Here is a 13,221-nt window from a genome sequence, read left to right on the forward strand (position 1 = left end):
GGCAGCGCAGAACGGTTCCGATGAAGAGGGGCGAATGGTTAGCGCGAACATCGAAGGTCATGCCGGTACGGTGCTGTCGATCATCCTGGCGGGGGGCCGGGGCAGCCGTCTCCACGACCTGACCGATCACGAGGCGAAACCGGCCCTGCCGATCGGGCCGCACGGGCGCCTGATCGACTATACCCTGGCCAATGTCGTCAATTCCCGGTTGGGAGAGACGATGGTGCTGACCCAGTACCAGCCCGATACGCTTCACCGCCACCTTCTGGACAGCTGGCAGGCCGAAACCGCGCAGCCGGCCATCTCGATCCTCGATGGCGCCGATTTCGGTCCTTACGAGGGCACGGCGGCCGCCGTGGCCTGCATCGCCGACGAGATCGACCTGGTCGCGCCGCGCCATGTCGTGATCCTGGCGGGAGACCATCTCTACCAGATGGACTATCGGCCCTTCGTGGAACGCCACATCGCCGCCAGGGCCGAAGTCACCGTGGGCGTGGTCCATGTCCCGCGTGACCAGGCCTCGGGCTTCGGCGTGCTGGAGGCGGATGCCGATCACCGGATCACCGCCTTCGTCGAAAAGCCCGTGATCGCCCCTGCCGCGCCGGACCGGCCGGACCACGCGCTGGCCTCCATGGGCATCTACGTCTTCGAATGGTCGCTGCTGCGCGACCTGCTGAAGGAGATCGAAGGCACCGTGGCCGATCTCGACTTCGGCAAGCACATCATTCCCGCGCTCGTTTCCTGCGGCACCGCCTATGCCTATGCCCTGCCCGGAAGGCAGGGGCGCGAGCCCTTGTGGCAGGACCTCGGCACGCTGGACGCCTACCACGCGGTGCAGCGCCACCTGCTGGACGGGTCTCTGGCGCTCGACCCCGCCTGGCCGGTGGAGCATCCCGTCCATCACGGCGTGGGAGACCGCCGCGCCATCGGCTTCGGGTCCACCTTGCGCAATGTCGTGCTGCTGCCGGGCGCGCGGATCGGGCGGGCGGTGACGATCTCGAACGCCATCGTGCTGGCCGACGCGGTGATCCCGGACGGCTTCGATCTCGATGCCGAACTGGCCGAGAGCGGCAAGTGGTGCACCATCTCGGAAGGCGGCATCCGCGTGATTTCCGCCAGGGCGCTGCAGCGGCTCGCCTCGCGGCGGCGGCGCGCCAATGAGGTGGCCCCGATCAAGGCCATCCAGCAGCCGGGCCAGATGACCGGCCAGAAACCGGATCAGCGTCCCCGCATGGCCGAAGCCATGCCCGTCTCCTTCTTCTGAAAGGGACTTCCATGTCCGCCGAGACGCCTTTCGCCTTCGCCAAGCCGGAGCGGCAGCAGCACGAACTGGGCGCGGATTTCACCGGGGAAGGCACGCATTTCGCGATCTTCTCGGAAAACGCCGAAGCTATGGAGCTTTGCCTCTTCTCCGAAGATGGCGAAGAGGAAGTCGCCCGGCTGGAAATGCCCAGCCGGGAAGGCTCGATCTTCTCGGGCTACCTTCCGGACGTGAGGCCCGGCCAGCTTTACGGCTACCGCGCCCACGGGCGCTACGAGCCGGAGCAGGGCCACCGCTTCAATCCCAACAAGCTGCTGCTCGATCCTTATGCGCGCGAGATTGCCGGCAGCCTGCAATGGGACGATGCGCTCTGGGGCTACGACCTCTCGACCGGGGACGACCTGACGTTCGACGGCCGCGATTCCGCGCCGTTCATGGTCAAGGGCGTGGTGCAGGATCCCGACTTCGACTGGGAGGGCGACAATTCGATCCGCCGCCCCTGGGGCGAAACGCTGGTCTACGAGGCGCATGTCCGCGGCCTGACCATGAGCCACCCGGACGTGCCGGAGGAACTGCGCGGCACTTATGCCGGCATGGTCAGCGCGCCGATCCTCGACCACTTGCAGAAGCTGGGCGTCTCGGCGATCGAACTGCTGCCCTGCCAGTTCTTCCTCGACGACCGCATCCTGCTGGACAAGGGCCTGTCGAACTACTGGGGCTACCAGACGCTGGGCTACTTCGCGCCAGAGCCGCGCTATCTCGGCCCGATCCGCGGCAAGCCCGGCGGCGGTTCCGTGGCGATCCGCCAGTTCAAGGCCATGGTGAAGCGTTTCCACCAGGTCGGCATCGAAGTCATCATGGACGTGGTCTACAACCACACTGCCGAAGGTTCGGAGCGCGGGCCCACGCTCTGCTTCCGCGGGCTGGACAACGCCAGCTACTACGCCCTCTCGCCCGAAAACCCGCGCTACAGCTTCGACCAGACCGGTACCGGCAATACGCTGAGCGTGGCCAATCCGATGGTCATCCGCATGGTGCTCGATTCGCTGCGCTACTGGGTGCAGGCCATGCACGTCGACGGTTTCCGCTTCGACCTGGCCTCCACGCTGGGGCGCGAGGCCCTGGGCTTCGACCGCGAAGGCGGCTTCTTCGACGCGATCCGGCAGGACCCCATCCTCTCGGGCGTCAAGCTGATCGCCGAGCCGTGGGACGTGGGCAGCGGCGGCTACCAGGTCGGCGGCTTCCCTTATCCCTTCCGCGAATGGAACGACAAGTTCCGCGACACCGCGCGCGGGTTCTGGCGCGGCGATCCGGCGCTGGTGGGCGATCTTGCCAACCACCTGATCGGCTCGCCCGAACAGTTCAACCACTCCGATCGCGGGGCGACCTCCTCGGTCAACTTCCTGGCCGCGCATGACGGCTTCACGTTGCTGGACACCGTTTCCTACAACGACCGCCACAACGAGGCGAACGGCGAGGGTGGGGCCGACGGCCACGATAACAACCTGTCCGACGACATGGGCGCCGAAGGGCCGACCGGGGACGAGGGCATCAACGCCGCGCGCGCCGCGCGCCGCCGCGCCATGCTGGCGACCCTGCTGCTGAGCCAAGGCGTGCCGATGATCCTGGCCGGGGACGAATTCGGCAACAGCCAGAACGGCAACAACAACGTCTACTGCCAGGACAACGAGACCGCGTGGATCGACTGGGCGGGCAAGGACGACGCGCTGCTGGCGTTCACGGCCCGCATGGTGGGCTTCCGCCGCGACCATCCCGTGCTGTCGCAGGACAATTTCCTGAACGGCGAGCCGGCCGAGGACGGCCGCGTCGAGATCGCCTGGCACCAGCCCGACGGCCGCGAGATGGACGGCGAGCTGTGGGAGCAGGCGGAACTGCGCGTCCTTGGCTTCTTCCTGACCTATTCGGCGCAGGAAGCCTTCGTGGAAGGTGAGCGGCCGCTGTTCATCGTGCTCAATGCGGGCGACGAGGTGACGTTCACCCTGCCGGACCACAATGGCATCGCCCGGTGGCAGCGCGTGCTCGATACCGCGCGGCCCGATGCGTTCGAGCCCGAGCCGGTGGAAGGCGAGGCTGCCATCGTTCCCGCGCACAGCGTCTGCGTCTTCGCGCCGGAGTGACCGCCATGCCGCTGCCGGCTTCGGCCCGTTTCGCGAAGTCCTGGGGCGCGGAGCCGCTTCACGACGGCCGCTGGTGCTTCAGCCTCTGGGCGCCCGACGCGCAAGGCGTCTCGGTGGCGCTGGCGGCGGGCCTGATCCCGCTGGAGAATGAGGCGGACGGCTGGTGGAGCATAGAGGCCGCCGCGGCGCCGGGCGAAAGCTATCGCTTCCATGTCGACGGCACGGCTTATCCCGACCCGGCGGCGCGGGCGCAGGAAGGCGATGTGCATGGGCCTTCGCTGCTGGTCGATCCGCAGGAATTCGACTGGCAGAACGACTGGGACGGCCTGCCGTGGAGCGAAGCGGCGGTCTACGAACTGCATCTGGGCACATTCACCGAGGAAGGCACTTTCGCCGCCGCCGCCAGGGCGCTGCCGCGCCTGCGCGATCTGGGCGTGACCCTGGTGGAACTGCTGCCGGTGGCGCAGTTCGACGGGCGGCACGGCTGGGGCTACGACGGGGTGCTGCCTTATGCACCGCACAATGCCTATGGATCGCCCGACGATTTCCGGCGCTTCGTGGATGCGGCGCATGGGCTGGGCATGGGCGTGCTGCTGGACGTGGTCTACAACCACCTCGGCCCCTCGGGGAATTACCTGTCGGCCTGGTGCCCCTCGTTCTTCCATGCCGAGCGCAGCTCGCCCTGGGGGCAGGGCATTGCCTATGAGACCCCGGCGGTGCGCGACTATTTCCTGGAGAACGCGCTCTACTGGCTGACCGAATATCGGCTCGACGGGCTGCGGCTCGATGCGGTCCATGCCATCGAGGACCATTCCGACCGGCACTTCCTCGACGAACTGGGAGAGCGGGTGCGCGCCGCGGACTGGGGGCGGCCGATCCACCTCGTTACCGAGGACGAGCGCAACCTGGCGCGCTATTTCGCGCCGGATGCACCGTTCGACGCGACCTGGAACGACGACTGGCACCATGCCGTCCATTGCCTGCTGACCGGCGAGGACGAGGCCTATTACGCGCCTTTCGCGGTCGATCCGCTGGCCGATATCGAGACGGCGCTGCGTGACGGCTATGTCGAACAGGGCCAGCAGCGCCCGGCCGCCAAGGCGCCGCGCGGAGAGCCTTCCGCCGCGCTGCCGCGCACGGCTTTCGTGAACTTCCTGGGCAATCACGACCAGGTCGGCAACCGCGCGCGGGGCGAGCGGCTGCACCAACTGGTGGCGGACCGCACGGCGCTGCGCGTGGCGAGTGCGCTGACCCTGCTCGCGCCCTTCGTGCCGATGATCTTCATGGGCGACGAGTTCCTGACCGATGCGCCTTTCCTGTTCTTCGCGGACTTCACCGGCGACCTTGCCGAAGCCGTGCGCAAGGGCCGTGCCGCGGAATTCGCGCAGTTCAAGGCGTTCGGCGGCGAAGTGCCCGACCCGATCTCGCCCGAGACGTTCGCGGCCTCCCGGATCGGCCGTCCGCGGCGCCAGGAGCAGCGGGAGCACGAACGGTTCCTGAGCGAACTGCTCTCCCTGCGCCGGGCTCATGTGATGCCGCTGCTGGCGGCGAACCCGGCGCCCATCGCCGCCGTCCGGCGCGAGGGCGCGGCGATCGAAGCCGTCTGGGACTTCGGCGAGGCACGCCTCTCGCTGCGTGCCTGCCTGGGTGATGCACCGTTCACGCCGCACGGCGATCCCCTGCTGGTGCTGACCGGCCCTGACAGCCCCTTCGCCTTCTCCGCCGCTCTTCTTCCGGATCGACATACATGAGCTTCCCGCCCGCATGGATCGCCACCTACCGCCTGCAACTGCGCGGCGGCGTGGGGTTGGAGCAGGCGCGCGCCCTGCTGCCGTGGCTGGTGGAGCTGGGCGTGAGCCACCTCTACCTCTCGCCGTTGTTCCGGGCGGCCTCCGGCTCCACCCACGGCTACGACGTGATCGATCCCAATACCGTGGATCCCGTGCTCGGCGGTGAGGCGGCCTTCGTGGCGCTTTGCGACGCCGCGCGTGCGGCGGGCATCGGCGTGGTGCTGGACATCGTGCCCAACCACATGGCCTTCACGCCGGAAAACCCCTGGATCGCCGACATCATGCGCCACGGCCGGGGCAGCCAGTTCGCGCGGGTGTTCGACATCGACTGGGACAAGGGCCCGCTGCACTTCCCGGTGCTGGACGGCATGGTCGAGGACGTTCTCGATGCCGGCGAGATCGCCGTGACGGGCACCGTGCAGGACCCGGCGCTGGCGATCTACGGCCAGCCCTATCCCTTGCGCGAGACGCCGCTGGCCCGGCGTCTGGTCGAGGAAGGCGGCCTGGATGCGCCGACCCTGGCGGCCCTTCTGTCGGAGCAGTGGTGGTCGGTGGGAGACTGGCGCGAGACGGCCGAGGCGATCATCCACCGCCGGTTCTTCAACATCACCAGCCTGATCGGCGTGCTCCAGGAGGATGCCGGGGTGTTCAGCCTCACGCACCGCTGGATCACCGAGCAGGTACGCGCCGGGCGCATCCAGGGCCTGCGGGTCGACCATATAGACGGGCTGGCCCGCCCCGCCGGCTATCTGCGCCGCCTGCGCGATGCCGTGGGCAGCGTGCCCGTCTGGGTGGAGAAGATCGTCAAGGAGCACGAGGAAATCCCCGCTGCCTGGCCGATAGAGGGCATGAGCGGCTACGAATTCATGGCGCCGGTGACGCAGCTCCTCACCTCCGCTCCCGGCCTGTCCGCCATGCGCGAGGCGGCCGCGGGCGCCGTGCCGGCCGATACTCTGGCCGAAGTGCGCGCCGTCCGCAGCGAATTGCTGTCCGGCGCGCTCTCGCCCGAACTGCGCCGCGTCACCGAGGCGGCGATGAGCGCCCTTGCCGCGCCGCGCAGCCAGGGTTCCAGGCTGGCCGGGGCCGTGGCGGGCCTGGCGCTCGTCTGGCCGGTCTACCGCTCCTACAGCGCTGACGGCCTGCCGCTCGATCCGGCGCTGGAGGCGCTGCGGGACGATCTGACCGGGCCTCTGCTGGACTTGCTGGGTGCGGCGAACGGCAGCGATGCCGCCCGCAACTTCGCGGCCCGGTTCGAGCAGCTGACCGGCGCGCTCACGGCCAAGTCGGAGGAAGACACGGTGTTCTTCCGCGCCGTATCCTACCTGCCGTTCTGCGAAGTGGGCGGTGAACCGGACCTCGCGCCGATCGGCACCGATACGTTCGCCCGGCGCATGCAGGCCCGTGCCGAACGGACGCCGCTGGCACTCGATGCCCTTTCCACGCACGACACCAAGCGCTCCGCCGACGCGCGCGCGGCTGTCATCGCCCTGGCGCGCTTTCCCGATCTTGCGCGCACCTTCTACGAGGACGCGCGGAGCCGGGCGGCGCAGGCCGGACTGCCGGAAGGCTGGGGCATCTATGCGGTGCAGACGGCGCTGGCCATGCGCGGGGTGCCCGATGCCGAGCGCCGCATCACCGATCACATGGCCAAGGCCCTGCGCGAGGCGAAGGACCTCTCCCGTCACGAAGCGCCTGACGAAGACGCCGAAAGCCGCGCCGCCGCGCTCTGCACCGCGTTGCTGCAGGATCTGGAGAACCCGGCCTACTGGCCCGAGCAAGCCGAACCTGCCTATCGCGCGGCGCGGGAGGGCGCGATTCTGGCTCAGGCGGCATTCCAGCTGACGGCGCCGGGTATTCCCGACATCTATCAGGGCACCGAGTGGACCGCGGTGGCGCTCACCGATCCCGACAATCGCCGTGCGATAGACTGGGACGGCGGCGGTAATGGCGGAACCCGGGACGGCCTTTCCGCGCGCAAGCTCGCTCTCACCCGGCAACTGCTGGCAGAGCGCAAGGCCGATCCCGAGCTGTTCGCGCGGGGCAGCTATGCGCTGCGCGAAACCGCGCAAGGCTGGACGGTAACGCGCGCGCTGGAGGATCGGCGGTTCACTTTAGACATCGCGTTCTAGCGGCGGCCGGCGGGGACGGAAGGAGGGCGGGCCGCACCCGCGCTCCTTCCTGACGATCTCAACTGCCCACGATGATCCCGCCATTGGGATGCAGCACCTGCCCGCTCATGTAGCTGGCGTCCTCGCAGGCCAGGAACAGGAATGAGGGCGCCACTTCATTGGGCTGGCCGGGGCGGCCCATGGGCGTATCCTCGCCGAAATGTTCGACCTTTTCCGGGCTGGCGCCGCCGCAGGGGTTGAGCGGGGTCCAGATCGGGCCGGGCGCCACGGCGTTGACGCGAATGCCCTCGGCCACGAGGTTCTCGGACAGCGAGCGGGTGAAGGCGGTGATCGCGCCCTTGGTGGCGCTGTAGTCGAGCAGTTCCTTGCTGCCCTTGTACATCGTCACGCTGGTGCAGTTGATGATGCTGGCGCCGGGCTCCAGATGCGGCCGGGCGGCCTGGGTCATGAAGAACATGCCGAAAATGTTGGTCTGGAACGTGCGGCGAAGCTGGTCTTCGGAAATGTCGGTGATGTCCTTGTCGGGGTGCTGCTCGCCCGCATTGTTCACCAGGACGTCGATCCGGCCGAAGGTCTCGACCGTCTGGCGGATCGCCAGTTCGCAGGCATCGGGAGAGCCCACGTCGGCACGGATGGTGATGGCGCGGCGGCCCTCCGCCTCGACGATCCGCTTGGTTTCGGCCGCATCGTCGTCCTCCAGCAGGTAGACGATCGCGACGTTGGCGCCCTCGCGCGCAAAGAGCGCGGCCACCGCGCGGCCGATGCCGCTGTCAGCGCCGGTGACCATGGCCACCTTGTCCTTCAGCCGGTCCGAACCGGGATAGCGGGGCTGCCACTCGGGCTTGGGTTCGAGCTGGCTCTCATGGCCGGGCAGGGCGTCTTCATGGATCATTTCCTCGATGTCGGCCATCGGCTCGCTCCTCGTCTTGTCATGTCCCGTCCGTCCTGAGCCAACGTGGCAGGCAGCCTGCGGTTTCAGGGGCAGGGCGGTGTGCGACGTACCGTTCGGCGGGCCGGGCCAGATGCGGCGGCGCTTGATCCATGTTGGTCAGGTCATGTCGGACGCCGCACGCCGCGCACCATTTCCTCGATCCAGGCGATCAGCAGGTTGTTGTAGCCCTTGCGCTGGCTCTCGTCCTTCAGCGCATGGTCTGCGCCCTTGAGCACGCGGTAGCTTAGCGAGCGGCTGTTGCGGAACGCCGCCATGTAGGAGCTGATCGCCGGGTGCGGGACGTAGTCGTCGAATTCCGATTCCACGATCAGCACGTCGCCGGCGAAGCGTTCGCAGGCGGCGAGGGCGCGGTCCTGATGGCCGGTGCGGAAATGGCTGCGGTAACGGTCGATCTCGGCGCGGTCGAGCAGGGCCTTGGGCACGTCCCAGTGGCTGTCCGGGTAGAGCGCGGGCACGCGCAGCGCCAGCCAGGACACCGGCCGCTCGGCGGTGAGCAGGGTGGCGAGGTAGCCGCCATAGCTGGTGCCGACCACGGCGATGGCGGACGCGTCGATCCCCTCCTGCCGGGCCAGGAAATCGTAGGCGGCCAGCACGTCGGCCAGACCGTCCGAACGGGTGACGCTGTCCCGCTGGTCGTCGTGGCGGGCATGGCCGCGCAAGTCGAAGGTGAAGCAGATGCAGCCGAGCTGGGCGATCTCCTCGGCGCGGACCAGATCCTGCTCCTGGCAGCCGCCCCAGCCGTGGATGAACAGCACCCCGGGGGTGAGCTTGGCCGGGGTGAGGACCGTGCCGTCGATGGTTTCGTCAGCGACGGTCAGGGTGACGGGACGGGCGGATTTCATGCGTTCACCATTCGTTGGGCACCCTCTCGTGGGGTAGGGCCGTTCAGCAGGATCAGTCGAGGATTTCGGCGTACTTGGTCAGCGGACCGGCCACCGGGTCCACGCCGCTGTAGTACACCGCCGCGCCGGGCGGGGCGGCGTCGACCGCTCCGTAGATCTCGACGGTGGCACACGTCACCCCGGCGCGTTCGGGATGGGCCTGGAGATATTCGAAAGCGGCGATTTCCGCGCCGGTCGCGCCGCCGATCCGCCAGCTTTGCTCCAGCACGCCGATGCGGGTGGTGCCGTCGGCGGCCCGCCCTTCGGCGACGTCGTAATTGCGGCGCGAGGCGAAGAGGCCGGGATAGGCCGCGAACACGGCCTCGTCGTAGGCATGGGCCTTGGCCACGGCCTCGGCCCGGTCATGGCGGAGAAGTTCGCGGCCCAGTTCCGCGAACCCGCCCCGCACCACATGGAGCTGCGATCCGCCATAGGCGACGTCCCCGGTATTGTTGCGTGTCAGCCGCTGCATGCCCCAATAGGCGAGCGAGCCACCGGGCAGCGCCACCACGCCGACGCTGAAGGTCTCGACTTCGGCCAGGTTCTCCTCGATCACCAGTCCGTCGCTTTCCAGCCGCGCCGGATCGATTTCCGCCAGTGCCGCGTCCAGTTCCGCCGGGGTGGACACGACCGTCTGGCCCTGCCCGCTGGTGGCCTCCACTTCCTTCAGCCGCACCGCGCCCTCTGGCAGCATCAGGCGCCCGGCGCGGCGGGCGTCTTCCACGGCGAAGGCGGTATAGCCGCGCAGCACCGCGTCTCCCAGGTTGGCCGCCAGCGCCGCGCACCAGCCTTCCGGCGCGCGGGCATCGGGAGAGACTAGCCCATGACTGATCGCCTTGGTGGCCACGAAGCGGGCGGGCACGGCGCCGCCGAAGAACTGCGAATCGCGGGTAATGCCCAAGGCGTGCGCCTCTGGCACCAGCAGGGTGTCGCGCGGCACGAAGTAGCGCTCGCCGCTGCCGCGCAGCGTCATCCAGCCGGGCTGGTCCGAGAGATCGGCCTCGGCAATGGCGGCGATGCGCCGCGACGCCTCCAGCCATGTCGCCTGATCGTGCTCGTTGGCGAAAGGTTCGTCGGGCGGCGGCGTGGCCAGGATCCCGGCTCCAGAGCGAATTTCCGTCACGTCGCACCATCCTCGCATCAGCGTTCCAGAACGGTTGAACGCCCGAGCCCGGCCCGAGGATGCAGCCTGCCCCCGCGCCGCCGGGCCCAGGGCGGCTTCGGCGCGCCTGGCCCCGCGCGCAATCGGTCTTGACAACGCCTGCCGATCTGCCAATTGGTAGCGCTATCACTGTAAGAAACATGGGAGGGGGAAATCGTGACGAATCCCGATACTGCATGTCGTTGATGCCTGCCGACTGGACTGCCGGTACCTTCCTGGGCCGTGCCGATTTCGGCGAAGGGCCGAGCCCGATCCTCGTCGTTCGCGGCGAACTGATCGACATGTCCGCCGTGGCCCCCACCGTTTCGGCGCTGGTCGAGGCCGGCGATTTCTCCGGTCAGGGCGGCAAGAACCTCGGCGCGTTCGACGCAGAGGCGGTGAACCTGCTCTCCCCGGTCGACCTCCAGTGCGTGAAGGCCTGCGGCGTCACTTTCGCCACTTCCGCCATCGAGCGCGTGATCGAAGAGCGCGCGCGCGGTGACTGGAGCGCTGCCGCCGCCATTCGCGAACGCCTGGAATCGCGCATCGGCGGCCAGATCCGCTCGGTCGTGCCCGGCTCCGAAAGCGCGGCGCAGCTCAAGGCCGCGCTGATCGAGGACGGCCTCTGGTCGCAATACCTCGAAGTCGCCATCGGTCCCGATGCCGAAGTCTTCACCAAGTCGCCGGTGCTCTCCACCATGGGCGTCGGTGCCGAGATCGGCGTGCGTTCGGATTCGAGCTGGAACAACCCCGAGCCCGAGATCGCCCTGCTGGTCGGCAGCGACGGCCAGGCCGTGGGCGCCACGCTGGGCAACGACGTCAACTTGCGCGATTTCGAGGGCCGCTCGGCCCTGCTGCTGGGCAAGGCCAAGGACAACAACGCCTCCTGCTCGCTCGGCCCGCTCGTCCGCATTTTCGACGAGAGCTTCACCATCGATGACGTGCGCGTCGCCGAAGTGCGCCTCTCGATCACCGGCGAGGACCAGTTCGTGCTGCGCGGCACCAGCAACATGGCGGAAATCAGCCGCGATCCGCTGGACCTCGTGCGCCAGACCCTGAGCGAACACCAGTACCCGGACGGCTTCGTGCTGTTCCTCGGCACGCTCTTCGCGCCCGTGCAGGACCGCGACGAGGAAGGCCGCGGCTTCACCCACAAGGTCGGCGACGTCGTCACCATCGAGAGCGACAAGCTGGGCCAGCTCCAGAACCGCGTCGTCACCTCGCGCGATGCCGCGCCGTGGAAGAGCGGCATTGCGGCGCTCTACGCCAACCTGCTCGCGCGCGGGCTTCTCAAGGCTTGAAGATCACATCCATGACCAACCATTCCGCCATCTATCCCAGCCTCAAGGGCAAGCGCGTGGTCATCACGGGCGGCGGCACCGGCATCGGTGCGGGCCTTGTCGAGGCTTTCGTGGCCCAGGGCGCGCAGGTCGCCTTCGTGGACATCAACGCGGCGGCCGGCGAAGCGCTCTCCACCGCGCTGCCGGGCACGCATTTCCGCACGTGCGACCTTCGCGACCTTGAAGCGACCGCCGCCACCCTGGCCGAGCTTTCGGGCCTGCTGGGCGGTGTGGACGTGCTGCTCAACAATGCCGCCAACGACGATCGCCACACGATCGACGACGTGACGCCCGCCTATTGGGACGAGCGCATGGCCACCAATCTGCGCCACCAGTTCTTCGCGGCGCAGGCAGTGGTTCCGGGCATGAAGGCGCAAGGCGGCGGCGTGATCCTGAACTTCGGTTCGATCAGCTGGCACCTCGGCCTGCCCGACCTGGTGCTTTACCAGACCGCCAAGGCGGCCGTGGAAGGCATGACCCGCGCCATGGCGCGCGATCTGGGCGCGGACAATATCCGCGTCAACACGATCGTGCCGGGCAATGTCGACACCCCGCGCCAGAAGCAGTGGTACACGCCCGAGGGCGAGGCCGAGATCATGGCCGCGCAGTGCCTGAAGGCGCGCATCCAGCCTGCCGACGTCGCCGCGCTCTGCCTGTTCCTGGCCTCGGACGACGGCGCCATGTGCACCGGGCACGACTACTTCGTCGATGCCGGATGGCGCTGACGTGACGCCGGAATCCGTCCTCTCCATCGGCGCCACGCTGGGCGAGGGGCCGGTCTGGACCGGCGACCGCCTGTGGTTCGTCGATATCAAGGAACACCGGCTCTACCGGCACGATCCCGCCACCGGCATGCTCGACATGTGGCATGCGCCCGACCAGATCGGCTGGGCGCTGCCGACGGAGCGGGGCGACATGATCGCCGGGATCAAGACCGGGCTGCACCGTTTCAGCCCGGACACAGGCGCCTTCACGCTGCTCCACGATCCCGAGCCGAGCCGTCCGGACAACCGGCTCAACGATGCCGCCACCGATCCGGCCGGGCGCATCTGGCTGGGGTCGATGCATGACGCGGAGACCGAGGCTTCGGGCGCGCTCTACCGGCTCGACCGGGGGCACTGCGTCCATGCCGGCCTGCCCGAGGTGGTCATCACCAACGGCCCTGCGATCAGCGCGGACGGGCGCACGCTCTGGCACACCGATACGCTGGGCAAGACGATCTGGCGCGTCGCCGTCGATGAAGACGGCGCGCTTGGCCAGGCCGAACCGTTCGTCACCATCGAGGACGGCGCGGGTTGGCCCGACGGCTGCGTGATCGATGCCGAGGGCTGCCTCTGGACCGGCCTGTTCGGCGGCTGGGGCGTGCGGCGCTACGACCCCGCGGGCAAGCTGATGGCCACCGTGAAATTCCCGGTCGCCAACATCACCAAGATCGCGTTCGGAGGCCCGGATCTGCGCACTGCCTATGCCACCACGGCACGCAAGGGCCTGTCCCCCGCCGAACTGGAACAACAGCCGTTTGCAGGCAACGTTTTTGCCTTCGATCCGGGCGTTTCCGGCTTGCCGGTTTGCCCCGCCAACAGCTAAGT

Annotated in this window: 10 protein-coding genes; 7 read left to right on the forward strand and 3 right to left on the reverse strand. The window is 68.5% G+C overall.

What is annotated here, in order from left to right; all coding sequences use genetic code 11:
- The first annotated feature begins 34 nt into the window (after positions 1-34).
- The 4 genes from EDF57_RS05160 to treY are packed head-to-tail and all read left to right on the forward strand — an operon-like array spanning position 35 to position 7,318.
- Positions 35-1,264, forward strand: a complete 1,230-nt coding sequence (locus EDF57_RS05160) for a sugar phosphate nucleotidyltransferase (protein WP_134093350.1) — start codon at positions 35-37, stop codon at positions 1,262-1,264.
- 11 nt (positions 1,265-1,275) lie between these two features.
- Positions 1,276-3,399 (forward strand): glycogen debranching protein GlgX, encoded by a 2,124-nt coding sequence (gene glgX / locus EDF57_RS05165; RefSeq protein ID WP_134093351.1) that lies wholly within the window; start codon positions 1,276-1,278, stop codon positions 3,397-3,399.
- Positions 3,400-3,404: 5 nt separating this feature from the next.
- Positions 3,405-5,150, forward strand: a complete 1,746-nt coding sequence (treZ, locus tag EDF57_RS05170; protein ID WP_134093352.1) for a malto-oligosyltrehalose trehalohydrolase — start codon at positions 3,405-3,407, stop codon at positions 5,148-5,150.
- Positions 5,147-7,318: a malto-oligosyltrehalose synthase gene (gene treY, locus EDF57_RS05175; RefSeq protein ID WP_134093353.1), complete on the forward strand. Its 2,172-nt coding sequence runs from the start codon at positions 5,147-5,149 to the stop codon at positions 7,316-7,318. The genes treZ and treY overlap by 4 nt, the downstream gene beginning before the upstream one ends.
- A 58-nt stretch (positions 7,319-7,376) precedes the next feature.
- Here the strand turns inward: treY and EDF57_RS05180 are convergent, their stop codons facing one another.
- From EDF57_RS05180 to EDF57_RS05190, 3 genes are all read right to left on the reverse strand, one after another.
- Positions 7,377-8,228 (reverse strand): SDR family oxidoreductase, encoded by an 852-nt coding sequence (locus EDF57_RS05180; protein WP_134093354.1) that lies wholly within the window; start codon positions 8,226-8,228, stop codon positions 7,377-7,379.
- Positions 8,229-8,371: 143 nt separating this feature from the next.
- On the reverse strand, positions 8,372-9,112 hold the full coding sequence (locus EDF57_RS05185; protein WP_134093355.1) for an alpha/beta fold hydrolase: 741 nt from the start codon (positions 9,110-9,112) through the stop codon (positions 8,372-8,374).
- A gap of 52 nt (positions 9,113-9,164) precedes the next feature.
- Positions 9,165-10,274 (reverse strand): DUF3182 family protein, encoded by a 1,110-nt coding sequence (locus EDF57_RS05190; RefSeq protein ID WP_208324794.1) that lies wholly within the window; start codon positions 10,272-10,274, stop codon positions 9,165-9,167.
- Positions 10,275-10,489: 215 nt separating this feature from the next.
- On the opposite strand from EDF57_RS05190, the gene EDF57_RS05195 reads away from it, so the two are divergent.
- Genes EDF57_RS05195 through EDF57_RS05205 form a run of 3 tightly spaced genes read left to right on the forward strand, consistent with a single transcriptional unit; the run spans position 10,490 to position 13,219 of the window.
- Complete coding sequence (locus EDF57_RS05195) at positions 10,490-11,593, forward strand: fumarylacetoacetate hydrolase family protein (RefSeq protein WP_134093357.1); 1,104 nt, start codon at positions 10,490-10,492, stop codon at positions 11,591-11,593.
- Between the two features lie 11 nt (positions 11,594-11,604).
- Complete coding sequence (locus tag EDF57_RS05200) at positions 11,605-12,357, forward strand: SDR family oxidoreductase (protein ID WP_134093358.1); 753 nt, start codon at positions 11,605-11,607, stop codon at positions 12,355-12,357.
- Positions 12,341-13,219 (forward strand): SMP-30/gluconolactonase/LRE family protein, encoded by an 879-nt coding sequence (locus EDF57_RS05205; protein ID WP_134093359.1) that lies wholly within the window; start codon positions 12,341-12,343, stop codon positions 13,217-13,219. The genes EDF57_RS05200 and EDF57_RS05205 overlap by 17 nt, the downstream gene beginning before the upstream one ends.
- Positions 13,220-13,221: the final 2 nt, after the last annotated feature.

This window comes from Novosphingobium sp. PhB55, from assembly GCF_004368805.1.
In the GTDB taxonomy this organism is placed as follows: domain Bacteria; phylum Pseudomonadota; class Alphaproteobacteria; order Sphingomonadales; family Sphingomonadaceae; genus Novosphingobium.